At 70.4% G+C, this 24,075-nt stretch carries 20 protein-coding genes and 1 tRNA gene; 3 read left to right on the top strand and 18 right to left on the bottom strand.

All coding sequences use genetic code 11. From position 1 onward, the window contains the following. Positions 1-41: 41 nt before the first annotated feature. From glyA to ACIQ6Y_RS25285, 15 genes are all read right to left on the bottom strand, one after another. On the bottom strand, positions 42-1,280 hold the full coding sequence (glyA, locus tag ACIQ6Y_RS25215; protein ID WP_404042240.1) for a serine hydroxymethyltransferase: 1,239 nt from the start codon (positions 1,278-1,280) through the stop codon (positions 42-44). A 110-nt stretch (positions 1,281-1,390) separates the two neighbouring features. Continuing rightward, the gene (locus ACIQ6Y_RS25220) at positions 1,391-2,059 is read right to left on the bottom strand and encodes a protein-tyrosine-phosphatase (RefSeq protein WP_404042241.1); all 669 of its coding nucleotides are present in this window, start codon (positions 2,057-2,059) and stop codon (positions 1,391-1,393) included. After that, positions 2,056-2,703, bottom strand: a complete 648-nt coding sequence (locus ACIQ6Y_RS25225; protein ID WP_404042242.1) for an L-threonylcarbamoyladenylate synthase — start codon at positions 2,701-2,703, stop codon at positions 2,056-2,058. Before ACIQ6Y_RS25225 ends, ACIQ6Y_RS25220 begins: the two co-directional genes overlap by 4 nt. 52 nt (positions 2,704-2,755) lie before the next feature. After that, on the bottom strand, positions 2,756-3,601 hold the full coding sequence (gene prmC / locus ACIQ6Y_RS25230) for a peptide chain release factor N(5)-glutamine methyltransferase (RefSeq protein ID WP_404042243.1): 846 nt from the start codon (positions 3,599-3,601) through the stop codon (positions 2,756-2,758). 38 nt (positions 3,602-3,639) lie between these two features. After that, positions 3,640-4,716: a peptide chain release factor 1 gene (gene prfA, locus ACIQ6Y_RS25235; RefSeq protein ID WP_404042244.1), complete on the bottom strand. Its 1,077-nt coding sequence runs from the start codon at positions 4,714-4,716 to the stop codon at positions 3,640-3,642. Positions 4,717-4,823: 107 nt separating this feature from the next. After that, positions 4,824-5,048 (bottom strand): 50S ribosomal protein L31, encoded by a 225-nt coding sequence (gene rpmE, locus ACIQ6Y_RS25240; protein ID WP_019326867.1) that lies wholly within the window; start codon positions 5,046-5,048, stop codon positions 4,824-4,826. Between the two features lie 198 nt (positions 5,049-5,246). Next, a complete protein-coding gene (locus ACIQ6Y_RS25245) occupies positions 5,247-6,386 on the bottom strand; it encodes an LCP family protein (RefSeq protein ID WP_404042245.1) in 1,140 nt (379 codons plus the stop codon). A 206-nt stretch (positions 6,387-6,592) separates the two neighbouring features. Continuing rightward, positions 6,593-8,233, bottom strand: coding sequence for a trypsin-like serine protease (locus ACIQ6Y_RS25250; protein ID WP_404042246.1), 1,641 nt, complete (start codon positions 8,231-8,233; stop codon positions 6,593-6,595). Between the two features lie 81 nt (positions 8,234-8,314). Beyond that, a complete protein-coding gene (rho, locus tag ACIQ6Y_RS25255) occupies positions 8,315-10,279 on the bottom strand; it encodes a transcription termination factor Rho (RefSeq protein WP_404042247.1) in 1,965 nt (654 codons plus the stop codon). 400 nt (positions 10,280-10,679) lie between these two features. After that, positions 10,680-11,609, bottom strand: a complete 930-nt coding sequence (thrB, locus tag ACIQ6Y_RS25260; protein WP_404042248.1) for a homoserine kinase — start codon at positions 11,607-11,609, stop codon at positions 10,680-10,682. Between the two features lie 273 nt (positions 11,610-11,882). Then, entirely contained in the window at positions 11,883-12,941 is a 1,059-nt protein-coding gene (gene thrC, locus ACIQ6Y_RS25265; protein ID WP_404042249.1) for a threonine synthase, read from the bottom strand. A 6-nt stretch (positions 12,942-12,947) separates the two neighbouring features. Next, positions 12,948-14,240 (bottom strand): homoserine dehydrogenase, encoded by a 1,293-nt coding sequence (locus ACIQ6Y_RS25270; RefSeq protein WP_404042250.1) that lies wholly within the window; start codon positions 14,238-14,240, stop codon positions 12,948-12,950. A 156-nt stretch (positions 14,241-14,396) separates the two neighbouring features. Continuing rightward, on the bottom strand, positions 14,397-15,788 hold the full coding sequence (gene lysA, locus ACIQ6Y_RS25275) for a diaminopimelate decarboxylase (RefSeq protein WP_404042251.1): 1,392 nt from the start codon (positions 15,786-15,788) through the stop codon (positions 14,397-14,399). A gap of 10 nt (positions 15,789-15,798) precedes the next feature. Next, positions 15,799-16,803 carry an ArgS-related anticodon-binding protein NrtL gene (nrtL, locus tag ACIQ6Y_RS25280; protein WP_404042252.1) on the bottom strand — a complete coding sequence of 335 codons (1,005 nt, stop codon included), beginning with the start codon at positions 16,801-16,803 and terminating at the stop codon, positions 15,799-15,801. Between the two features lie 132 nt (positions 16,804-16,935). Further along, positions 16,936-17,442, bottom strand: coding sequence for a response regulator (locus tag ACIQ6Y_RS25285; RefSeq protein WP_404042633.1), 507 nt, complete (start codon positions 17,440-17,442; stop codon positions 16,936-16,938). A 120-nt stretch (positions 17,443-17,562) separates the two neighbouring features. Here ACIQ6Y_RS25285 and ACIQ6Y_RS25290 point away from each other — a divergent pair. Continuing rightward, positions 17,563-17,634, top strand: a tRNA-Arg gene (locus ACIQ6Y_RS25290). 334 nt (positions 17,635-17,968) lie between these two features. Here the strand turns inward: ACIQ6Y_RS25290 and ACIQ6Y_RS25295 are convergent. Together ACIQ6Y_RS25295 and ACIQ6Y_RS25300 are read right to left on the bottom strand one after the other, a co-directional pair. Then, the gene (locus ACIQ6Y_RS25295; protein ID WP_404042253.1) at positions 17,969-18,358 is read right to left on the bottom strand and encodes a hypothetical protein; all 390 of its coding nucleotides are present in this window, start codon (positions 18,356-18,358) and stop codon (positions 17,969-17,971) included. A 2,244-nt stretch (positions 18,359-20,602) separates the two neighbouring features. Continuing rightward, on the bottom strand, positions 20,603-21,643 hold the full coding sequence (locus ACIQ6Y_RS25300) for a Ku protein (protein WP_404042254.1): 1,041 nt from the start codon (positions 21,641-21,643) through the stop codon (positions 20,603-20,605). A 53-nt stretch (positions 21,644-21,696) separates the two neighbouring features. On the opposite strand from ACIQ6Y_RS25300, the gene ligD reads away from it, so the two are divergent. Next, positions 21,697-22,578 (top strand): non-homologous end-joining DNA ligase, encoded by an 882-nt coding sequence (ligD, locus tag ACIQ6Y_RS25305; RefSeq protein WP_404042255.1) that lies wholly within the window; start codon positions 21,697-21,699, stop codon positions 22,576-22,578. Positions 22,579-22,599: 21 nt separating this feature from the next. Here the strand turns inward: ligD and ACIQ6Y_RS25310 are convergent, their stop codons facing one another. Further along, positions 22,600-23,406, bottom strand: coding sequence for a nuclease-related domain-containing protein (locus ACIQ6Y_RS25310; RefSeq protein ID WP_404042256.1), 807 nt, complete (start codon positions 23,404-23,406; stop codon positions 22,600-22,602). 104 nt (positions 23,407-23,510) lie between these two features. Between ACIQ6Y_RS25310 and ACIQ6Y_RS25315 the strand changes: the two genes are divergently transcribed. Continuing rightward, on the top strand, positions 23,511-24,017 hold the full coding sequence (locus ACIQ6Y_RS25315) for a protein phosphatase (RefSeq protein ID WP_404042257.1): 507 nt from the start codon (positions 23,511-23,513) through the stop codon (positions 24,015-24,017). The last annotated feature ends 58 nt before the right edge of the window (positions 24,018-24,075 follow it).

The following is a 24,075-nucleotide window of genomic DNA, read 5'->3' on the forward strand; positions in this document are numbered from 1 at the left end:
GGCTCACGGCCTCCTCCGCACCCGGGAGCGCCTACCCCGGATCAGCCGGGATACGGCGGGAAGTCCGCCGTCAGCCGCCGTACCTCCTCGCGCGCCGTCCGGCTGTCGACCTCGTCACGCACGACCCCCGCCAGCAGTACGGCGATCCGGCCCATCTCCGCCTCCCCCATGCCCTGGGTCGTCACCGCGGCCGTGCCCAGCCGCAGACCGCGGGTGTCGCCGTGCGGCAGGGCGCAGCAGTCCAGCACCACCCCGGCCGCGGCGAGCCGGCCGCGCGCGTCCCGGCCGTCCACGCCCAGCGGCGCCGGGTCGGCGGTGATCAGGTGGGTGTCGGTGCCGCCGGTGGTGACGACCAGGCCCTCGGCCGCGAGCCCGGCGGCCAGCGCCTTCGCGTTGGCGACCACCTGATGGGCGTACACGGCGAACTCCGGCCTCGACGCCTCGCCGAACGCGACCGCCTTCGCGGCGATGGTGTGCATCTGCGCGCCGCCCTGGGTGAAGGGGAACACCGCCCGGTCCACCCGCTCGGCCAGTTCCTGCCCGCACAGCAGCATCCCGCCGCGCGGCCCGCGCAGCACCTTGTGGGTGGTGGCGCACACGATGTCGGCGTACGGCACCGGGTTGGGCGCCGCTCCTCCGGCCACCAGGCCCATCGGGTGGGCGGCGTCGGCGATGAGGTAGGCGCCGGCCTCGTCGGCGATGGCTCGGAAGAGGGCGTAGTCGATGTGGCGGGGGTAGGCGATCGAGCCGCACACGATCGCCTTCGGGTGGTGGGCGCGGGCCAGGGCGCGGACCTGCTCGTAGTCGATCAGCCCGGTCTCGGCGTCGACGCCGTAGCCGACGAAGTCGAACCAGCGGCCGGAGAAGTTCGCGGGCGAGCCGTGCGTGAGGTGTCCGCCGTGCGGCAGACCGAGGGCGAGGACGGTGTCGCCGGGGCGCAGGAGGGCCGCGTACGCGGCGAGCACGGCGGAGGAGCCGGAGTGCGGCTGGACGTTGGCGTGCCCGGCGCCGAACAGCGCCCTGGCCCGGTCCACGGCGAGCCGCTCGGCCACGTCGACGATCTCGCAGCCACCGTGGTAGCGGTGGCCCGGATAGCCCTCGGCGTACTTGTTGGCGAGCGGAGAGCCCAGCGCGGCCAGCACGGCGGGCGAGGTGAAGTTCTCGGCGGCGATCAGCTGGAGCGTCGTGGACTGCCGCGCTAGTTCTCCGAACAGGACGTCCGCGAGTTCGGGGTCCTGACGGCGTAGGGCGTCGGTCTCTTGGGCGGGAGTGACCGTCATGGGTCCAATGTAGGACTGGGGGGACCGGGGCGCCCGCCTGAGAGCTCGGGGTGTGCTCCAGTCGCGCGACTTCGGGTGCGCGGTGGTTGATCGCGCAGTTCCGCGCGCCCCTAGGTGCGTGCAGCGACGCCCGTCAGGGCTGTCACCACCGGGTCCAGCGCCTCGTGTATCTCGTCGCCGATCGAGCGGAAGAACGTCAGCGGAGCCCCGTACGGGTCGTGCACCTCGTCCGCCTCGGCGGTCGGCGCGAGGAGCCACCCGCGTAGAGCGGCGGCGGCACGCACCAGGGCGCGGGCACGCGTGACCACGCCGTCCTCCAGCGGAGGCAGCGTGGCCGGATCTATCGCCTTCACCAGGCGGGTGAACTCCTTCAGCGTGAAGGTGCGCAGCCCCGCCGAGTGGCCCATGGAGATGACCTGGGCGCGATGGTCGCGGGTGGCCGTCAGGACGAGGTCGGCCATGATGACGTGCTCGTCGAGCAGCTCACGGCCGGTGAAGCCGGCGGCGTCCGCGCCGAAGTCGGCCAGCACCGTCTCGGCGTTGGCCTCCATCGGCGCGCCCTCGTGGCCCCAGGTGCCCGCGCTCTCCACTATCAGCGGGCCGCCCAGCACGCCGAGCCGCTGGCTGACGAAATGGCGGGTCAGCCGCTCGGTGATCGGCGAGCGGCAGACGTTCCCGGTGCTGACGTGGAGGATGCGGAAGGAGTCCCGGGGAAAGCCGAAGGTGGTGGTCTCCTCCCCGATGCCGCCTATGCCACGCCCCGCGTCAGGGGCTGTCAATTGGCCACCTCGAGGTCGGGGACGACCTTGCGCAGCTCGTCCGGGGAGAGGGCTCCCTCGCGCAGCAGGACGGGCACCGGGCCGGTGACGTCGACGATGGAGGACGGCACGTTGCCCGGGGTGGGCCCGCCGTCGAGGTACACGGAGACGGAGTCGCCGAGCATGCCCTGCGCGGCGTCACAGGTCTCCGGGGAGGGGTGGCCGGTGAGGTTGGCGGAGGACACCGCCATCGGGCCGACCTCGGTGAGCAGCTCGATCGCGACCGGGTGCAGCGGCATGCGCACCGCGACGGTGCCGCGGGTGTCGCCGAGGTCCCACTGCAGGGACGGCTGGTGGCGCGCGACGAGGGTGAGCGCGCCCGGCCAGAACGCGTCGACCAGCTCCCAGGCCTGCTCGGAGAAGTCGGTGACGAGGCCGTGCAGGGTGTTGGGCGAGCCGATGAGCACGGGCGTGGGCATGTTGCGGCCCCGGCCCTTCGCGGCGAGCAGGTCCGCGACGGCCTCCGAGGAGAACGCGTCGGCGCCGATGCCGTACACCGTGTCGGTGGGCAGGACCACCAGCTCGCCACGGCGGACGGCGGACGCGGCCTCACGCAGACCGGTCACGCGGTCGGTCGCGTCGTTGGTGTCGTATCGCCGGGCCATGTCTAGCGGTCCTCCTCGTACACGTAACTCTGGGGTGAAGTCTGGCGGGTGCTCACGGCAGGGCCTTGCGGGCCGTGGCGAAGCGGGGGCGCTTGTTCAGGTCCGGGTGATCGGCGGCGTCCGCCCAGCCCCGCTCCTCGGCGAAGATCCACGGCACCTGGCCGCCCTGGGTGTCGGCGTGCTCGATGACGACGACGCCGCCCGGGCGCAGCAGCCGGTGCGCGGTGCGCTCGATGCCGCGGATCAGGTCCAGGCCGTCCTCGCCGGAGAACAGCGCCATCTGCGGGTCGTAGTCACGCGCCTCGGGGGCGACGTACTCCCACTCGGTGAGCGGGATGTACGGCGGGTTGGAGATGACCAGGTCGACCTGGCCGTCGAGGTCCGGGAAGGCCTCCAGCGCGTTGCCCTGGCGCAGGTCGACGCGCGAGCCCTCCATGTTCTTGCGGGTCCACACCAGGGCGTCCTCGGACAGCTCCACGGCGTGCACCCGCGAGCGCGGCACCTCTTGGGCGAGGGCGAGCGCGATCGCGCCGGAGCCCGTGCACAGGTCGACGATGCAGGGCTCGACGACGTCCATCGCGCGTACCGCGTCTATGGCCCAGCCGACCACGGACTCCGTCTCCGGCCGCGGCACGAACACGCCCGGTCCGACCTGGAGCTCCAGGTAGCGGAAGAAGGCGCGCCCGGTGATGTGCTGGAGCGGCTCACGCGCCTCGCGGCGGGCGACGACCTCCCAGTAGCGCGCGTCGAAGTCGGAGTCCTTCACGGAGTGGAGTTCGCCGCGCTTGACGCCGTGCACGAACGCGGCCAGCTCCTCCGCGTCGGTGCGCGGCGAGGGCACGCCGGCGTCGGCCAGCCGCTGAGTGGCCTGGGCCACCTCTGCGAGCAGCAGGTTCACGCTCGTCCTCCGTGGGTGGTACTCGTACGTCCCGGGCTTTACGCGGCTGCGAGCTTGGCTGCCGAGTCCGCGTCGACACAGGCCTGGATCACCGCGTCGAGGTCGCCGTCCAGGACCTGGTCCAGGTTGTACGCCTTGAAGCCGACACGGTGGTCCGAGATGCGGTTCTCCGGGAAGTTGTACGTACGGATCTTCTCGGAGCGGTCGACGGTACGGACCTGGCTGCGGCGGGCGTCGGCGGCGTTGCGCTCCGCCTCCTCCTGCGCCGCTGCGAGCAGCCTGGAGCGCAGGATACGCAAGGCCTGCTCCTTGTTCTGCAGCTGGCTCTTCTCGTTCTGGCAGGAGGCGACGACTCCGGTCGGAATGTGCGTGATGCGCACGGCGGAGTCGGTGGTGTTGACGGACTGCCCGCCGGGTCCGGAGGACCGGTAGACGTCGATGCGCAGGTCGTTCGGGTTGATCTCGACCTCGACCTCCTCGGCCTCCGGCGTCACCAGGACACCGGCCGCGGAGGTGTGGATCCGGCCCTGCGACTCGGTCGCCGGCACGCGCTGCACGCGGTGCACGCCGCCCTCGTACTTCAGCCGCGCCCAGACGCCCTGGCCGGGCTCGGTCGCGCCGTTGCCGCCCTTGGTCTTCACCGCGACCTGGACGTCCTTGTAGCCGCCCAGCTCGGACTCGGTGGCGTCGATGATCTCGGTCTTCCAGCCGACGCGCTCGGCGTAGCGCAGATACATGCGCAGCAGGTCGCCCGCGAACAGGGCGGACTCGTCGCCGCCGGCGCCCGCCTTGATCTCGAGGATGACGTCCTTGTCGTCGCTGGGGTCGCGCGGGACCAGCAGGAGGCGCAGCTTCTCCGTGAGCTCTTCGCGCTGCTCGGTGAGGTCCTTGACCTCGGCGATGAAGTCGGGGTCGTCGGCGGCGAACTCGCGCGCGGTCTCGATGTCGTCGCCGAGCTGCTTGAAGGAGCGGTACGTCGAGACGATCGGGGTGAGCTCGGCGTAGCGCTTGTTCAGCTTGCGCGCATTGGCCTGGTCGGCGTGGACCGAGGGGTCCGCGAGCTTCTTCTCCAGGTCGGCGTGCTCGGTGACCAGTTCCTCGACGGCCTCGAACATCTTGGGCTCCTGTGGGTGTACGGGGGTGAAGGGGCGGGCGACCAAAAACGCCGGTCCCGGGCGCACCCCCGCGGGGGAGCGACCGTGGACCGGCGAATTGGGGCTCGCTACTTCTTGGAGCCGGCGGCAGCCTTGCCGAAGCGGGCCTCGAAGCGGGCCACACGGCCACCGGTGTCGAGGATCTTCTGCTTACCCGTGTAGAACGGGTGGCACTCGGAGCAGACCTCGGCGCGGATGGTGCCGCTCTCGATCGTGCTGCGGGTGGTGAACGACGCGCCACAGGTGCAGCTGACCTGCGTCTCGACGTACTCGGGGTGGATGTCGCGCTTCAAGGTGTCTCCTAGGTTTCGGGAGGGCGCCGGGTCGCCTGCCGCGGGGTGCGGGGGCGTGAACCGGAGCCGACGTACCAGTCTGCCAGGACTGGGGCCATCTCCCAAAACCGGGGCTTGCCCTTATCTATTCCGTGCGGACCGTGGTCGCTCTTCGCGCCCACGCGGCGGTAGCCGCACATCGATACGGCCCCGCGCCCCTCAAGAGCTACTCACCACCGACTTCGCCTGGCCTGTGGCTGTGCCTGTCGTTGCTGCCTTCGGGATCTGCTGGTCGTTCTTCAGGGCCGTCCACACCAGGTCGGCCTTCTGCTCGTCCAGCAGTACGCGGTTCAGGTCCGCGGGGTCGTACTGGACCGGCATCGTGACCATGGTCATGTGGGACGGGCTGATGCCCTTGAGGCCGTTGGCCCAGGACAGGAGGGAGTTGACCGAGCCGATGTCGGAGTCGGTGGTGACCGTTTTGGTGGCGGTGTCGGCGAGGTCGTAGAGCTTCTTGGGGTTGGTGAAGACGCCCACGTCCTTGACCTGGGCGACCAGGGCCTTCATGAAGGCCTGCTGGAGCTGGATGCGGCCGAGGTCGGAGCCGTCGCCGACGCCGTGGCGGGTGCGGACGAGGCCGAGGGCCTGTTCGCCGGTGAGCTGGTGGGTGCCGGACTTCAGGTTCAGATGACTCTCGGTGTCCTTGATGTCCTGGTTCGTCGTGACCTCCACGCCGCCCAGTTCGTCCACGAGCTTCTGGAAGCCGGCGAAGTCGACCTCCAGGTAGTGGTCCATGCGCAGGTCGGTGATCGACTCGACGGTCTTCACGGCGCAGGCCGCGCCGCCGGTGGAGTACGCCGAGTTGAACATGACGCCGCTCGCCGCGTCATGGGTGACGCCGTCGGTGTCGGTGCACTCGGGGCGCTCGATGAGGGTGTCGCGCGGGATCGAGACCACGCTGGCCGCCTTGTGGCCCTTGTAGACGTGGACGATCATCGCGGTGTCGGAGCGGGCGCTGCCGTCGTCCTCGCCGCCGCCGAGCTTCCGGTTGCTGCCGGAGCGGGTGTCCGAGCCGAGGACCAGGATGTTCTCGGAGCCGTTGTCGGCCTTGCCGGGGCGGTCGGTGCCCAGCGCCTGGTTGATGTCGACGCTGTTGAGGTTGCCGTTGAGCTTGAAGTACACGTAGCCCGCCCCGGTGCCGCCCAGGACGACGACGCCCGCCGCGGTCCAGGCCGCGACCGTCAGGCCCTTGCCGCGCCTGCCACGGGGCTTGCGGCGACGGCCCTTGGCGCGGTGGCGCGCCCCGCTGGTGCCGGGCGTTCCCGGTATGCCGGGTCCCGGCGTGCTGTCGGCAGACATGTGCTCCTCGGCTCTCGTCCGGTCGGTTACCCCCTGGGTCGGCGGACAGGCCAGGTCATTTCGACCTGCACCGCTCCATCGTCACTCCAAACGGTCAGACGGTGGAACCCGGGACAGGGTTGCACAGCGTTCTGTGACCACCCTGTGGTTCAGGCGATCACGGAGCGTCACGGAGCAGGTCGAGGATGCCTGGGTGACCAGCGATTTCAGCCGAGGAGGTCGTACTGGTCGAAGTCCGGGGCCGCCGGGACGCGTGTGGCGAAGATCTCCGGCGAGGCCTTGCCGGTGCCCTTGTACAGCCACAGCGTGCCGCCGTGGTCGCGGGCGAGCAGGTCGGCCCTGCTGTCGCCGTTGACGTCACCGACGGCGTCGAGGAGGTCGTAGTCGGGCCAGGTGCGCACCTCGATGCGCGGGGCGAACGCGTCCGGGCCCGCCGTGCCGGTGCCCGGGTGGAGGTAGAGGTGGTGGTCGTCCTCACTCCGGGTGATCAGGTCGGCCTTGCCGTCGCCGCTGAAGTCGCCGTGGCCCACCACGGAGTCGTAGCGGTTCCAGCCGGGGCCGACCTTCACCTGTGCGGCGAAGGTGCCGTCGCCGTTGCCGGGGTGGATCCACAGCACGCCGGCGGAGTCGACGGAGAGCAGGTCGGGCAGGTCGTCGCCGGTGACGTCGCCCGGGGCGACGAGCCGGGTGCGGGAAGCCCAGTCGCCGGGGAGTTCCGTGGTCCGCCAGGTCTTGGCTGAGGGCGCGTAGTGCGCGAGGAAGACCGCGCCGTCGTCGGCCCGGCGCCAGAGAAGGTCCTCGAAGCCGTCGCGGTCCAGGTCCGTCTGCAGCACCAGTTCCGCCGCGCCCCAGTTGCCGGCCTCGTCGCGGTTGTCGAGGGTGCTGCCCTTGGACGCCTTGAAGTAGCCCATGTCGTCCTCGGAGCGGCGGACGAACACATCGGCCCGGTGGTCCCGGCTGAAGTTGCTGTCGTCGATGCGCGCGCGGACCGGACCGAGGTAGTGCCGGACCTCGAGGAACCGGCCGTCGGCGGCGGCGACTCCGACGACGCGGTCCCCGACGACCAGCGGGGCGCCGGGCTCGGCCCTGCCGGTGTCGCCCGTGCACACCATGTGGCCGGGGACGAAGTCCTGCTGCCGCGCGCAGTCGGCGTCCGGCCGGATCGGCAGCGTGGCCGTGCGGGTGTGCCCCCAGCCGAAGGTCCTGGCCGCGGTGCCGGGCGCGTAGGCGGCGGTGTCCGTGGCCGTCGTGAGACGGATCGGGGTGGCCCGTACGGGGGCGTCCAGGGTGAGGACCGCGATGTCGTTGTCGAAGGTGTCCGCGTTGTACGCCGGGTCGTAGAACTGGCGCAGCGGCAGTGAGGCGGTGCCGCCGTGCAGGTCGGCTCCACGGGTGCCGGGGGTGGGAAGGTCGGTGGTGCCGGTGACGACGGCGCCGTACGCGTACCAGTTGTAGCCCTTGACGCAGTGCGCGGCGGTGAGGATCTTCGTCGGGGCGACGACCGTGCCGGTGCAGAAGAAGCTCACGTCGTCGGTCCGGGCGGCGGTGCCGCGGTCGTCGTGGTACCAGAGCTGGGCCAGCCAGGGGGCGGTCGAGCCGGTGGTGGTGCTCCGGGCGGAGGGACTCGGGGACGGGGCGGCATCGAGCGCACCCGCCACGCGCCGCTCCAGCTCGCCGGAGGCCAGGGTGGTGTACCCGGGCGGCGTCAGCGTCGGCTCGGGCACGGCGGGGGCGGCCCCCGCGACGCGGGTGAACACCACGGCGGCGACGGCGGCGACAGCGGCTGCGGCGACGGGCAGGGCGATCCGCGTACGGCGCCTGCGACCCTCGGATGTGGACTTCTCCACTCCAGTCCCCTTAGGGGTGAAAGCTGTACAAAAAGAGGGCCGCCCCTGGTGAAAGGGGCGGCCCTTTCAGAAGAACAACCGTCAGTCGCCGTTGCCCGGCGACGGCGTCGTCTTCTGGATCTGCAGCAGGAACTCGCCGTTCGACTTCGTCTGCTTCATCTTGTCGAGCAGCAGCTCGATCGCCTGCTGCTGGTCGAGCGCGTGCAGCACCCGGCGCAGCTTCCAGACGACAGCCAGCTCGTCGTTGCCGAGCAGGATCTCTTCCTTACGGGTACCGGACGCGTCGACGTCCACCGCGGGGAAGATGCGCTTGTCGGCGAGCTTCCGGTCGAGCTTGAGCTCCATGTTGCCGGTGCCCTTGAACTCCTCGAAGATCACCTCGTCCATGCGGGACCCGGTGTCCACCAGGGCGGTGGCGAGGATGGTCAGCGAGCCGCCGTCCTCGATGTTGCGGGCCGCACCGAAGAAGCGCTTCGGCGGGTACAGGGCGGTCGAGTCGACACCACCGGACAGGATGCGGCCGGAGGCGGGCGCGGCGAGGTTGTACGCACGGCCCAGACGCGTGATGGAGTCCAGCAGGACGACCACGTCGTGGCCCAGCTCGACGAGACGCTTGGCGCGCTCGATGGCCAGCTCGGCGACCGTGGTGTGGTCCTCGGCCGGGCGGTCGAAGGTCGAGGAGATGACCTCGCCCTTGACCGACCGCTGCATGTCGGTGACCTCTTCCGGACGCTCGTCGACCAGGACGACCATCAGGTGGCACTCGGGGTTGTTGTGCGTGATCGCGTTGGCGATCGCCTGCATGATCATGGTCTTGCCGGTCTTCGGCGGGGCAACGATCAGACCGCGCTGGCCCTTACCGATCGGCGACACGAGGTCGATGATGCGGGTGGTCAGCACGCCCGGGTCCGTCTCCAGGCGGAGGCGGTCCTGCGGGTACAGCGGCGTCAGCTTGTTGAACTCCGGGCGGCCACGGCCGTGTTCGGGCGCCATGCCGTTGACGGAGTCGAGGCGGACCAGCGCGTTGAACTTCTCGCGGCGCTCGCCTTCCTTGGGCTGACGGACCGCACCGGTGATGTGGTCACCCTTGCGCAGGCCGTTCTTGCGGACCTGGGCGAGGGAGACGTACACGTCGTTCGGGCCCGGAAGGTAGCCCGACGTACGGATGAACGCGTAGTTGTCGAGGATGTCCAGGATGCCCGCGACGGGGATCAGGACGTCGTCATCGGCGATCTGCGGCTCGGGGGTGCCCATCTCGTCGCGGCCACGACGGCCACGGCGGTCCCGGTAACGGCCGCGACGGCCACGCCGGCCGCCCTCGAAGTCGTCGTCGTCCTGCGGACCGGCGTTGCGGTCCTGGCGGCCGCCGCCCTGCTGCTGACCGCGCTGCTGACCCTGCTGGTCGTCGCCCTTACGGCGGTCGCCGCGGTCACGGTCGCGGTCGCCGCGGTCACGGCCGCGCTCACGGCGGTCGCGGCGACGGCCCTCGCCGCCGTCCGAGTCGGACTTGGCGTCACCCTGCGGGGCGGGCGTCTCGGCCTTGGGCTCGCTCTTGGCCTCGGCGGCGACCGTCTCGGGGCTGCCGGCCTCGGCGGTGGCGCGGCGACGGCGGCGCTCGGTGGGCGCGTCGTCGCTGGCGGGCTGACCCGGGATCTCGATCTGCTGCTGGGCCACGGCCTTCTCGGCGGGGGCCTCGGCCTTGGCGTCCGCCTTCTTCGCGGCGGCGTCGTCGCCCGTACGAGCCTTGGAGGTGGCGCGGCGCTTGGGCTTGGTCTCGGTGGCGGTCTCCGCCTTGGGAGCCGCGGCACCTCCCTGGGCCTGCGCCTCCTTGATGACCTCGATCAGCTGGCTCTTGCGCATCCGCGCGGTGCCCCTGATGCCGAGGCCGGAGGCGACCTGCTGCAGCTCGGCCAGCACCATGCCCTCGAGGCCGGTACCGCGGCGCCGCCGGGAGCCGGCACCGGCGGCAGGCGCGGAGGCGTCCGTGGCGGGCGCGGCAGCGGTCTCCTCGACACGTGCGCCCATCAGATCGGTGGTGTCGCTCACGAAGGGTCCTTCCCTGGAGCGGACGTCGGCCTGTCTGGCTCGGCGACCGGTTGTGCTGTCCGGCTTCGGTCCTTGCTGTGGACCGGCCGGGGCGGTAATCCGCCGAAGCGGCGGAAGAGATATCTGGTGATGGCGCTTCCTCGAGCCGTGGCACCTGGTGTCACGTGGCGTGGTCGCACCGATTCCGGAGCGTGCCCGGCGGACCGCTCAGTGTCCGCATACGGCGTACTGCCCGCGTATGACGTACGGAACACAGTGCGGCTTGGGGGGCTCCCGGAAGAATGTCTGTCCCGGACGGGGACACGAGGCACCTCGCCATGGTGGGGTCGGGTGCAGACTTGAGATTAACACTACCGGATCCAACAAACATTCCCCCTCTCCAAATCCGGCAACGCGTGCCCTACTCCCCGCCCGCCGACGCGAGCGGCAGGACGCTCGCTCCCTGCAGGTCGAGGCCGAGCCGGTTGGCGGCCCATTCGGGACCGGCCAGGGCCTCGATCTTGTCGGCGGACTCGGCGTCGGCCAGGGCCATCACGGTGGGTCCGGCGCCGGAGATCACGGCGGGTACGCCGTCGGCGCGCAGCCGCTCCACCAGTGCGGCGCTCTCCGGCATGGCCGGGGCGCGGTACTCCTGGTGGAGCCGGTCCTCGGTGGCCGGCAGCAGCAGCTCGGGGCGCCGGGTGAGGGCCTCGACGAGCAGCGCGGCACGGCCCGCATTGACGGCGGCGTCGACGTGCGGCACGGTGCGCGGGAGCAGGCCGCGGGCGGTCTCGGTCAGCACCGGCTTCCCGGGGACGAAAACCACCGGAACGATGGAATCCTTGGGCTCCAGCCTGATCGCCCGGGCGGCACCGGACTCCATCCAGGCGATGGTGAACCCGCCGATCAGACACGGCGCCACGTTGTCGGGGTGGCCCTCGATCTCGGTGGCCAGCTCCAGCAGAGCGGCGTCGTCGAGCTTGGACTCGCCGCCTATGGTCACGGCGCGGGCGGCGACGATTCCGGCCACGATCGCGGCGGAGGAGGAGCCGAGGCCGCGGCCGTGCGGGATGCGGTTGGCGCACACGATCTCCAGGCCGCGCGGCTGTCCGCCGAGCGCGTCGAAGGCGGTGCGCAGGGAGCGGACGAGAAGGTGCTTCTCGTCGCGAGGGAGCGTTTCGCTGCCCTCACCCGCGATGTCGATGTGCAGCCCGGAGTCGGCCACCCGGACGACGACGTCGTCGTAGAGCCCCAGCGCGAGGCCGAGGGCGTCGAAGCCCGGGCCGAGGTTGGCGCTGGTGGCGGGGACGCGCACCCTGACGGCGGCGGCGCGGAAGGCTGGACCGGCCATCGCTCGATGACTCTCCTTGAGCTGCGGTGACTGTCGGAAGTCGCTCGACAGACATTCGATGACGTACGAGGAACCCTCGGGCCGCGGCGCAGACGCGGGCCCCGAGCGCGACGCTCGGGCATATGCGGCAGGCGGGTTAGGTACAGCCTATCGAAGGAAGGTTCTGTGGCGACATAGGGCGCACAGGAGGCGCACGATGCGTGTCGCGAGCCCCCTGTGCACCCGTCACAGGGAAAACCCGTACTACCGGGAATTCCCGTGACGGCGTCGGGGTCAGGCCAGACCGAGGCGCTCGGCCGCGGTGGCCGCGTCGACCGGGACGGTGACCGGCTGCGGGGCGCCGGCGACGGCCCAGTCGGGGTCCTTCAGGCCGTTGCCCGTGACGGTGCAGACGATGCGCTGGCCCGGGTCGACCAAGCCCTGCTCGGCGGCCTTCAGCAGACCGGCGACCGACGCGGCGGAGGCGGGCTCGACGAAGACGCCCTCCTGCGCGGCCAACAGGCGGTAGGCGCGCAGGATCTCACGGTCCGTCACCTCATCGATGAGACCGCCCGATTCGTCCCGCGCGGCCAGCGCGAACTGCCAGGAGGCCGGGTTGCCGATGCGGATGGCGGTGGCGATGGTCGAGGGGTCCTTGACGACCTCGCCGCGCACGATCGGGGCACTGCCGGAGGCCTGGAAGCCCCACATCCGGGGGGTCTTCGAGGCGACGCCGTCGGCGGCGTACTCCGTGTACCCCTTCCAGTAGGCGGTGATGTTGCCCGCGTTGCCGACCGGCAGGACGTGGATGTCGGGCGCGTCGCCCAGCATGTCCACGATCTCGAACGCGGCCGTCTTCTGGCCCTCGATACGCACCGGGTTGACCGAATTGACCAGCGCCACCGGGTAGTTCTCGCTCAGCCCGCGGGCGAGGGTGAGGCAGTCGTCGAAGTTGCCGGCGACCTGGAGGATCTTCGCGCCGTGCACGAGGGCCTGGCCCATCTTGCCGAGCGCGATCTTGCCCTGCGGGACGAGCACGGCGGAGACCATGCCCGCGCGCACGGCGTACGCGGCGGCCGAGGCGGAGGTGTTGCCGGTGGAGGCGCAGATGACCGCCTTCGCGCCCTCCTCCTTGGCCTTGGAGATGGCCATGGTCATACCGCGGTCCTTGAAGGACCCCGTCGGGTTGGCACCCTCGACCTTGAGGTGGACCTCGCAGCCCGTGCGCTCGGAGAGCACCTGCGCGGGCACGAGCGGCGTACCGCCCTCGCGGAGGGTGACGACCGGCGTGCTGCCCGACACCGGCAGCCTGTCCCGGTACTCCTCGATGATTCCGCGCCACTGGTGGGTCATTGCTGGTTACTCTCCTTCAACCCGCATGATGCTGGCGACACCGCGCACGGTGTCGAGCTTGCGCAGCGCCTCGACGGTCCCGTTCAGGGCCGCGTCGGACGCGCGGTGGGTGACGACGACGAGGGAGGCCTCGCCGTCCTTGCCCTGCTGGCGCACCGTATCGATGGACACTCCATGCTCCGCGAACACGGTCGCGACCTGGGCGAGCACGCCCGGTTTGTCGGCGACGTCCAGGCTGATGTGGTAGCGCGTGACGACCTCGCCCATGGGCGAGACGGTCAGGGCGGCGTACGCCGACTCGCCGGGCCCCGTCGCCCCGCTGAGCCGGTTGCGGCACACGGCGACCAGGTCGCCGAGCACGGCCGAGGCGGTGGGCGAGCCGCCCGCGCCGGGGCCGTAGAACATGAGCTGGCCGGAGGCGTCGGACTCGACGAACACGGCGTTGTAGGCGCCGCGCACCGAGGCCAGCGGGTGGGTCAGCGGGATCATCGCGGGGTGCACGCGCGCGGTGACGGACTGCCCGTCCGCGGCCCGCTCGCAGATCGCGAGCAGCTTGATGGTGCAGCCCATCTCCTTCGCGGAGGCGAAGTCGGCGGCGGTCACCTCGGTCATGCCCTCGCGGTAGACGTCGTCCAGGCGCACGCGCGTGTGGAAGGCGATCCCGGCGAGGATGGCGGCCTTGGCGGCGGCGTCGAAGCCCTCGACGTCGGCGGTCGGGTCGGCCTCGGCGTAGCCAAGGGCGGTGGCCTCGTCGAGGGCCTCCTGGTAGCCGGCGCCCGTGGAGTCCATCTTGTCGAGGATGAAGTTGGTGGTGCCGTTGACGATGCCGAGCACCCGGTTGACCTTGTCGCCGGCCAGCGACTCGCGCAGCGGGCGGATCAGCGGGATGGCACCGGCGACGGCGGCCTCGTAGTAGAGGTCCTTGCCGTGCTCCTCGGCCACCGCGTGCAGGGCGGCGCCGTCCTGGGCGAGCAGCGCCTTGTTCGCGGAGACGACGGAGGCGCCGTGCTCGAAGGCGGTGGTGATGAGGGTGCGGGCGGGCTCGATGCCGCCGATGACCTCGACGACGACGTCGATGTCCCCGCGTTTGACGAGGGCGGTGGCGTCGGTGGTGATCAGCTCCCGCGCGATGCCCTCACGGACCCGGTCGGGCCGTCGTACGGCCACACCCGCGAGCTCGACGGGCGCGCCGATGCGCGCGGCGAGGTCGTCGGCGTGCGTCGTCATGATGCGCGCCACCTCTGAGCCGACCACTCCACAGCCCAGCAGCGCCACCTTCAGCGGACGCGTACGCATCATCCGACCTCGTTTCCTCATACCGTCTAGGTTGGTCCAGTCTCACTCACCGGACCGGAGTTTCTGCCCCTGGTCCGGATCGTGAGACATCTATTTCATCTGTGCAGGGGTGGCAGACCGAAGATCTTCCACCTGGGGGTTTCGCCGATCACCCGACGATCACCCGACGTCGAGCCGCAGGAGGTCCTCCTCGGTCTCCCGGCGGACGATGACACGGGCCTCCCCGTCCTTCACCGCCACGACCGGCGGCTTGAGGAGGTGGTTGTAGTTGCTGGCCATGGACCGGCAGTACGCACCCGTCGCGGGGACGGCGATCAGGTCGCCCGGCGCCACGTCGGCGGGCAGGAACGCGTCCCGCACCACGATGTCACCGCTCTCACAGTGCTTGCCGACGACCCGGGTCAGCATCGGCTCGGCGTCGGAGGTCCGGGAGACGAGAGACACGCTGTATTCGGCGTCGTAGAGCGCGGTACGAATATTGTCCGACATGCCCCCGTCCACGGAGACGTACGTCCGCAGCCCGTCGAGCGGCTTGACGGTGCCGACCTCGTAGAGGGTGAAGGCGGTCGGTCCGACGATGGCGCGGCCGGGCTCGACGGAGATGCGGGGCGTGCGCAGCTTGGCGGCCTCGCACTCACGGGTGACGATCTCGGTGAGGGCCTTGGCGATCTCGTGCGGCTCGCGCGGGTCGTCGTCGCTGGTGTAGGCGATGCCGAGGCCGCCGCCGAGGTCGATCTCGGGCAGCTCGACGCCGTGCTCGTCGCGGATGTCCTTCAGCAGGCCGACCACCCGGTGGGCGGCGACCTCGAAGCCGGACATGTCGAAGATCTGCGACCCGATGTGCGAGTGGATGCCGATCAGCTCGAGCCCGTCGAGCTTCAGGGCCCGCCGTACGGCCTCGGCGGCCTGCCCGCCGGCGAGCGGAATCCCGAACTTCTGGTCCTCGTGAGCGGTCGCGATGAACTCGTGCGTGTGCGCCTCGACGCCGACGGTGATACGAATCTGCACCCGCTGCCGCTTGCCGAGCTCCTGGGCGATGTGGGCGACGCGCACGATCTCCTGGAAGGAGTCGAGCACGATCCGCCCAACGCCTTCGGTGATCGCGCGGCGGATCTCCTCGGGGGACTTGTTGTTGCCGTGGAAGGCGATGCGGTCGGCGGGCATCCCGGCGGACAGGGCGGTGGCCAGCTCGCCGCCGGAGCACACGTCGAGGTTGAGCCCCTCCTCGTGCAGCCAGCGCACGACGGCCCGGGACAGGAACGCCTTGCCCGCGTAGAAGACGTCGGCGTCGGGCCCGAAGGCGGTGCGCCAGGCGCGGGCCCGCTCGCGGAAGTCGGTCTCGTCGAGGATGTAGGCGGGGGTGCCGAACTCCTCGGCGAGCCGGGTGGCGGGGATGCCGCCGACGGTGAGCACGCCGTTGTCGTCACGGGTGACGGTCTCGGCCCACACCTTGGGGTCGAGGGCGTTCAGATCGGCGGGCGGGGCGCTGTAGTGGCCCTCGGGCAGGACATCGGCGTGACGGGGCCCGGCGGGGTGGGCGGAACGGCTCATCGTGGCTCTTTCAAAGATGGTCGGGTGCGTCGATGCCGAGCAGGGACAGGCCACCGGCCAGCACCGTCCCGGCGACTTCGGCGAGGGCGAGCCGGGCGCGGTGGGCGGCCGAGGGTTTCTCGTCACCGCGCGGGAGCACGCCGGGCAGCAGGGCGAGGACGGCATCGGCGACGGTGACGAGATGCCGGGCGAGCCGGTCCGGAGCGCGGTGAGCGGCGGACGCGGCGAGGATGCGGGGGTGGTCGGCGAGGAGGGCGACCAGGGCGTCGCCACCGGGACCGGGACCGGGCTCGGCGCCGAAGCCGAGGTCGGCGGCGTTGCGACCGAGCGCCCGGGTCCGGGCGTGGGCATACCGGACACGGAAGAGAGGGTTGCTCTCCCGCTGCACGAGGTGCTCGGCACCGATCCGGGGCCTGTCGTGCGGAGCGGGGTACAGCAGGGCCCAGCGGGCGGCGTCGGGCCCGAGCGACGCGGGGTCCTGCGGGGCGGGCACGGGGCGCAGATCGACGGGTTCGCCGTGCGGGACCTCACCGCGAGCGCCACTACGACTGCCACGCAGCACCTCGACACGGCCGCCCTGCGAGGCGATGATCCGGCCGAGGGCATCGGCGACGACCTCGGCGCGCACCTCGTACGGCACGCGCAGCGCGAGCACCTGCCCGGCGAGGGCGTCGGAGTGCCCGTACCGCGCGCCGTCGCGCAGGATCTTGCGTACGAGTTCGGCGCCGGCGTCGAGGGCGAGGCTGATATTGAGAAACCCGGGCCCGGTGACGGCCACGTCGCGGACACCCTCGGCCCCGGCAAGATACGACCGCAGCACCTCGGCCACCTGCCGCGGAGGCCGCCCGGCGGGCCTGGCCAGCTGCAACGCCACGTTGGTGGCGTAGTCCCCACGCCCCCCGGGCCCCGGCGGCCCGACCTTGACCTTCTCCGGCACGGCCACGCTCAGCTCACCCTCGTCCACGGCACGACGAACCGCGTGCAGGACGGTACGGGAGAGCTCGACGGGGGTCACGGGACAAGCGTATGGGAGGAGGGGGGTGGGTAGGCGAGCCGGTTTGGACGATGGTCCGCGATGTGGACGGAGGGGACGGGCAGGGGTCCGCCCGTCGGCCGACAATGCCCGACTAGGCCCGACTGCGCCCGGCTACGCCTCGCCGCCGCCGAGGGCGCCTTCGAAGGTGTCTCCGAAGGAGGCGGCCTGTTCGCCGTCCTCTGAATCGCCGTCCTGGGGCCGCTCGATGAGCTGCCGGACGAGCCGGACCAGTTCGGTGGGCTCGAAGGGCTTGGCAAGGAAGGCGTCGACGCCGACGTCGAGGCCGGTCTCGACCTCGTACGGGGTACAGGCGCTGACGATGGCGACGGGCAGATCACGGGTCCGCGGGTCGGCACGCAGCCGCGCGACGGTCCGCAGTCCGTCCAGGCGGGGCATGACGACATCGATCGTCACGACATCGGGCCGCACCTGATGGATGACATCCAGACACTCGACACCATCGGCCGCGGTCACGACCTCGAGGCCCTCCAGCTCGAGATTGACCCTGATCAGCTGCCGGATGACCTTGTTGTCGTCCACAACAAGCACCCGGCCCGACGCGCCTGGCACAACTTGAGAGTAGGTCCGGACCGGCCATCCCGTCCGGCTTTTCCCCACTTCCACCCCTGCGGGGGGACCCAGCACCCCACCGGCCTCCCCGAAACCCGTTCCGGATCACCCCGACAGAGCTGGTAGTGTTCTACCCGTCGCCGCGAGCAACACGCTCCACACCGACACGCCCCCGTAGCTCAGGGGATAGAGCAACGGCCTCCGGAGCCGTGTGCGCAGGTTCGAATCCTGCCGGGGGCACCTTGGATCAGGTGCCCAAAGACCCCGTCACCAGCGGAAACGCTGAGGCCGGGGTCTTCGCGTATGTGCAGCCGCATGCAGCGCTGAGCAGCCCTATGACGAGTTCCGTGGACTATTCGTGGACACGATCTTGCGGCATCGCGCCTGGTCAGTCCGGGGAACGGCGAAGACCCCCGGACGTATCCGAGGGCCTGAAGCCTAGTCCGACTCACACTGTGGTCTTTAGCGCCCGGTTAGGGGATCATCCCTCCGCCTGGCCCTGATGCGTTTCCAGAGCCGCGTTCAGTCCGGCATGTCCCCGGTGTGCCCCTTCGGTTGAGTCAGCAGGCGTCGATCACCTTCCCCCTGGCCATGGAGTGGCCCTGTCGAAGACGTGGTCAAGCGCGGTGAGGTAGCCCGCGGTAAGGGGCGCAGGGCCGATGCGACGCAGATGGAGCACCGGGGACAGCGCCGGAGCCAACCCGTCGACGAGGCTGGTCACCAGGAGATCGTCGTCAGCTCTGAACACATCCGTTCGCAACTCCGGGTGCACGACGAGCTTCAGACCGGGCGTGTTCGACAGTGAGGGGAAGACGTCCTCCACGGTCGCCGACTGGTCTCGCCCTGGGGTCGGTACAGCCATGCGAACGCGGACACCGCCCTCGATCAGCTCGGTAAGGACGCCGCGGAGATCCCACACCGCATCGGCCAGGAAGAGGACGTTGGCGACGGCGAGATCAACCACGCCTGTCGCCTGTTGCAGGGTTGTCCGCCACAAGTCGTAAGGGACGGCTCCCCGACTCGGGTAGCAGGCCAAGAGCTCGTCTCGTGGGCTCACATTGGAACGGTGCCGCTCGTCGAGCGTCGGCCACAAGTCATATGGGTCAGCGCGGAGCACCTTGGCTGCTTTGTGTGCATTCCTGGCGTGCGGAACGCGTGCCGTGGTGATCCATCGCTCCACACTCTTCGGATCCATCCCCAAGCGCTTGGCCAGTCCTTCCACAGTTACGTTCGCAGCGATCAAGGCACCTCGCAGTCGCTCATTCGCAGAAGCTTGATCCTCTGCAAGGATGGATACGGATCGATTCGACATGGCTTCGACTCCTTCGAATCGGTCGGGCCGTGTCCGCTGTCATCGGGCACGGCCCGCGAGGTTCTATGGGCCCTTCTGCCCACCCTCCTTGCCCCACCGCGCGACTGTTGCGCGGGAGAGGCTCGTCAGTTCGGCAATGCGTCGGCACGGCACGCCGGCCTCGACCGCATCGACGACCAGAGGGCGCAAAGCCGCATCGACTGCCGCGAGTTCTTCTGCGAGGCGTTGACGCTGCCGCCCGGGGTCGAGGAGGCGGCGCACCGCGGCAGCACGTACATCCTCCGGAGTGGCAGGGGGCGACTGCGTCGAGGCGGCCGCACGAGGACGTTGAGGAGCGAGCTTGGCTCGGTTCCGGCGGCTGGGCATGAATCCAGAGTCCCGAGCTGTCTCACATGAGACAAGCCGTCTCCATCAATACGCATATGCCAATGTGAGACGCCACAAAAGCCGTGGTGAGGGGGTTGATCACGCAAGCTGGGAAGATCAGAGCCGTAGCCAGGGCCAGCAGCGCGGACAAACTTTCTCTACTTCATCAAGGCCCGCGCACGGCGCGGGCGCGCGCCGCCTCTGCGGCGCGGCCTGCCTCCTGTCTTCGCCCCGGCTGGCCGCGCCCGGCGGCGCGCTGCGTGCATGCGGGCGGAGGTAGGAAAACCCTCTGTGGCTGGGGCGGTCGGCTCCGCGACTTTAGCCAGCCACTTTGGCGCGAGCCTCGAAGATCATGGCCCCAACGTCGTGCTTTAGCGGGCAGGTCCACAGACTGCCCGACGCGCCGGAAGCTTACGGGGCCATGATCACTCGCGCCAAAGCAGCTCCCGGCCAAAGTCGCTCCGCCGACCGCTCGACCATCTAACCCACACACTTGGCTCGACTCCAGCGCAACTTTGTTCGCGAACTTAGTTGGCAAACTTAGTTCGCTAACTTTGCGCGCGAATCCAGTTAGCGAATCTAGTCGGCGAACTTACTTGGCTAACTTAGTTGGCGAACTTAGTTGGCTAACTTTACGCGCGGATCTAATTAGCGAATCTAGTCGGCGACTTAATTGACAACTAAGTCGACAACTAATTGAGCGGGTGGCAGGCCCCCTGACCTGCACATTTGCTATCGCTCGCCGACATACTGAAGAATCCAACTATGCGACGCCAGTCGCAGCCCGAGAAATGGGGGCGGGGTGGTCTTGTGCCCGAAAGCGAAAGGTGTCCTTCCGGGCTGCAGCCAACGGCTCGACAAGGAGCACGGGCAGCACAGGACCGATCCCAGAAACCCAGATGGCTCCCACGCTCGGGCCCACGAAACGCCCACCCAGTCGCTCAGGCTTCCCGGCGAGGCGACCGGGTGGGCACCGAACCTGTAGGAGGTTCACGAATGAGTCTGACCCTTCCCCCATGCAGGCTGTCAAACCGCGGCCCGAAACCGTGGGTGATCACAGTGGTGGTAGTCGTCGTGATCACGTTCAGTACAGCGGCTCACGTGGTGAGCGCGTACGCTGACGTTCTCGCCCTGATGGCTGTCCTCTTCGGTGAGTCGGTACAGCAGCGGAGTACAGCAACCCTGCTGACCGTCCGCGTATGTTCTGGCTCCTCAAAGGCTGGCTGACTAGGCCCGCAGAGGTCGGCGACCTACCCGCCTGTAGTTCGCATCGAGGGGATGGCAGGCAACCACGCCTCGTGGACTATCTGTGGACGGGCTTCCGCTAATCGATCAGTCGAAAGCCTGTGACCTGCGCATACGTCCGGGACCGAAGCGCCCTCCGGAGCCGTGTGCGCAGGTTCGAATCCTGCCGGGGGCACACTGTGCAAGTGTGCCGAGACCTCACCACCAGCAGAGATGCTGAGGGTGAGGTCTTTTTGCATGTGCCGGGAGGGCAGGGGGCGTTCGCGGCCTGGGGGCGCCGGTCCGTCACGCTGTGCGTTTGCGGGCCGTCGTCTTCTTGGCCGGGGTCTTCTTGGCGGAGGACGTGGACTTGGTCGTGGACTTGGACGTCGACTTGGTGGCGGAGGTTTTCTTCGCCGTCGTCTCTTTCGCCGCCGCCGTCGTCTTCTTCGCCGTCGTCTTCTTCGCGGCTGTCGTCTTCTTCGCGGTCGACTTCTTGCCCGCCGGTTCCTTCGGCTGGGCGCGGCTGGATCTGCGTTGGGGGAGGTGGGTGACCTCGGCGGGTTCCTCGCCGCGGGACTCCTTGGCGGCGCGGACGCTGTTCTCGAGGGCGGCCATGAGGTCGAGGACCTTGCCGCCGGTGGCGGGCTCGGGGGCCTCGGGGGGTGCCTCGCCGGCGGCCTTGGCGGCGATGACCTCCTCCACGGCCTCGCGGTACTCGTCGTGGAGGTCGTCGAGGTCGACCTCGCCGAGGGTGTCCATCAGGGCGTCGGCGAGGTCCAGTTCCTTGTCGCGGACGGTGACGGAGGTGTCCGGGGCCACGCCCTCGGGGGCGCGGACCTCGTCCGGCCAGAGCAGGCCGTGCATGGCGATGGCGTCGCCGACGACGCGGAGCATGCCGAGGCGTTCGCGGCCGCGCAGGGCGTATTTGGCGATGGCCACCTTGTGGCTGCGCTTGAGGGCCTCGCGCAGGAGGGTGTACGGCTTCGCCGCGGGGGCGCCGCCCGCCGCGAGGTAGTACGCCGCGTCCATCTGGAGCGGGTCGATCCGGTCGGCCGGCACGAAGGCCACGATCTCGATCGTCCGGGCCGTGGGGAGCGGCAGGTGGGCCAGGTCCTCGTCGGTGATCGGGATGATGGTGCCGTCGGCGTCCTCGTAGCCCTTGCCGATCTCCGCCTGGCTGACCTCGCGCTCCTCCAGCTCGCAGACCTTGCGGTAGCGGATGCGTCCGCCGTCCTCGGTGTGGATCTGGCGGAAGGAGATCGAGTGGCTCTCGGTGGCGTTCACCAGCTTGATGGGGATGCTGACCAGGCCGAACGAGATGGCTCCGTTCCATATGGATCGCACGTGCAGCACACCTTTCACGGTGGTTTGACCCGGATTCGTGTGATTCTCATCGTATGACGCCCATCACAGAGGTGGAGGGGCGGCGGCTCGCGCTCAGCAATCTGGAGAAGGTGCTGTACCCGGCGACCGGGTTCACCAAGGGCGAGGTGCTGCACTACTACGCGACCACCGCCGAGGCCCTGCTGCCGCATCTGCGGGACCGGGCGGTGTCCTTCCTGCGCTACCCGGACGGCCCCGACGGGCAGGTGTTCTTCACCAAGAACGTGCCGCCGGGTACGCCCGAGTGGGTCACCGTCGCCGTGGTGCCGCGGTCGGAGGGGCCCGCCCGGATGGTGGTGATCCAGGATCTGCCCTCACTGATGTGGGCGGCCAACCTCGTCACCGAGTTCCACACCCATCAGTGGCTGGTCGACGACCCCGGCGAGGCCGACCGGCTGGTCTTCGACCTCGACCCCGGGCCGCCCGCCACGATCGTCGAGTGCTGCGAGGTCGCGCTCTGGCTGCGCGAACGGCTCGCCGCGGACGGCATCGAGGCGTACGCCAAGACCTCCGGCTCCAAGGGGCTGCATCTGCTGGCCGCCGTACGCGGAGCGTCCTCCGAACGGGTCTCGGAGTACGCCAAGGCGCTGGCGGTGGAGGCGGAGCGGGCCATGCCGCGGCTGGTCGTGCACCGGATGACGCGCAGCCTGCGGCCGGGCAAGGTGTTCGTCGACTGGAGCCAGAACGCCGCGCGCAAGACCACCGCCACGCCGTACACCCTGCGGGCCCGGCCGGAGCCGCTCGTGTCCGCGCCGGTGACCTGGACGGAGGTCGAGGAGTGCGGGGCCCCGGACCAGCTGTCCTTCGGCGCCGCCGACCTCGCACCCCGGCTCCAGGACTACGGCGATCTGCTGGCGCCCCTGCTCGATCCGGCCCACGCGGGCGAGCTGCCGTAGCCCGGGTGCGTCCGTACGTGGCTAGACCCGGCTCCAGGTGTTCCGGTCGCGGGCCATCGCGTGCAGGGCCTCCACGTCCGCCGGTTTGAGTACGCCGCCCAGGCGGGCGAGGCCGCCGAGGTCCGTGTCCTCCAGGATGCGGACCTCCCGGGGTTCGGCCGTGACCGTGCGGCGGCCGGTCGGGCCGACCAGGGCCAGGACGGGGCGGACCTCCGCGGTCAGGGCGTAGGAGGCGCGGTCGGCGGCGGCACGGACGCGGCGCAGCAGCGGAGTCGGCTCGGCGCGGCCGAGGGTCACCATCGGGTCGGCGATCAGGACGCGCAGCCGGCGTGCGTAGACGGTGTGGACGGCGAACAGGCCGCCCGGCCCGATCACCAGGTGGTGGACGCGGTCGCCGCCGGGCAGCGGGAGGGAGTGCAGGGCGTGCCACCCTGCACCGTCCAGCCGGTCCAGCGCCTCCCCCACCGCCTGCTCGGCCAGCAGCGCCCTGCGCCGCGGGTCGGCACGCAGCCGGTGGGCGTGGCCGGGGTCGCGGTCCAGGGCGATCTGGAGGGCCTCGCCGGGGCGGTTGGGCGCCAGGTCGTCGTCCGGATGCAGGGCGAGCCGGGCCAGCTCGGCGGGGGTCGGCGGCGGGGGCGGGCCGACCGTGACGGGGCCCGTGATGAAGGGATCCAGGGCTTCGAGGACGTCGGCTCTGCGGTCCTCCCCGATCAGGTTCACCCGGCCGCCCTCCCTGTCGTACCAGGCGATGTTCCGGCCGTCGGTGAGACAGACGTAGAGCCGCTCACGGCCGTGTCGCCAGGTCGGTATGACGCGCAGTCCGCTCATGCACCATCACCCCATGACCATGGGACCAGGCGGGGTGCTCCCGGGGCAAGAACCCGGTTACCTTGGAGAGCAGTTGGGCAGGTCCCGGGGTTGGGGAGGCGCCGTTGCGTACCCGCAGGAAGCAACCCGACGTACCCGCTCCGGAACGCCCGTGGGACGAGGTCGTGCCCGGTCTGTGGATGGGCGGGCACGAGGTCCGGGGCCGTACGGGGCAGGTGGAGACCGTGGTGGTCCGCGACGAGTTCGACCTCGTGCAGACGCTGCTGCGGCTGCCGGGGTACGGGCCCGATCAGGGGGTCGAGCACCAGGTGTGGCCCATCCCGGACGGGCCGCTGGACGGCACGCAGCTCGCGGGGGTGATCCGGCTGGCCGAGGCCGCGTGCGACGCGCTGGACGCGGGCCGGCGGGTGCTGGTGCGCTGCTTCCACGGCTACAACCGCTCCGGCCTCGTCGTCGCCCACGCCCTGGTGCGCCGCGGTCATCGCCCGGAGGACGCCATCCGGCTCATCCGCACCCGCCGCTCGCCCTGGGCCCTGCACAACGGGCTGTTCGAGGACTACCTCCGGACCGGCCTGCCGACGGCCCGGCTGCTGGAGGAACTCGCGGAGTAGCGGAGCCTCCCGCGTGCGCACCCCCCGGTTTCGCGTTACTACAGTTACGGGGCCCCGG

It is taken from the genome of Streptomyces sp. NPDC096205, assembly GCF_044763135.1.
Lineage (GTDB): Bacteria > Actinomycetota > Actinomycetes > Streptomycetales > Streptomycetaceae > Streptomyces.

Coding starts and splice junctions, on each gene's coding strand:
- ACIQ6Y_RS25225 (WP_404042242.1), bottom strand. CDS start 2,703: ATGGCCCGGCGATACGACACCAACGACGCGACCGACCGCGTGACCGGT.
- thrC (WP_404042249.1), bottom strand. CDS start 12,941: ATGACCCACCAGTGGCGCGGAATCATCGAGGAGTACCGGGACAGGCTG.
- lysA (WP_404042251.1), bottom strand. CDS start 15,788: ATGAGCCGTTCCGCCCACCCCGCCGGGCCCCGTCACGCCGATGTCCTG.
- ligD (WP_404042255.1), top strand. CDS start 21,697: ATGACGCCCATCACAGAGGTGGAGGGGCGGCGGCTCGCGCTCAGCAAT.
- ACIQ6Y_RS25310 (WP_404042256.1), bottom strand. CDS start 23,406: ATGAGCGGACTGCGCGTCATACCGACCTGGCGACACGGCCGTGAGCGG.
- ACIQ6Y_RS25245 (WP_404042245.1), bottom strand. CDS start 6,386: ATGTCTGCCGACAGCACGCCGGGACCCGGCATACCGGGAACGCCCGGC.
- prfA (WP_404042244.1), bottom strand. CDS start 4,716: ATGTTCGAGGCCGTCGAGGAACTGGTCACCGAGCACGCCGACCTGGAG.
- glyA (WP_404042240.1), bottom strand. CDS start 1,280: ATGACGGTCACTCCCGCCCAAGAGACCGACGCCCTACGCCGTCAGGAC.
- thrB (WP_404042248.1), bottom strand. CDS start 11,609: ATGGCCGGTCCAGCCTTCCGCGCCGCCGCCGTCAGGGTGCGCGTCCCC.
- ACIQ6Y_RS25270 (WP_404042250.1), bottom strand. CDS start 14,240: ATGATGCGTACGCGTCCGCTGAAGGTGGCGCTGCTGGGCTGTGGAGTG.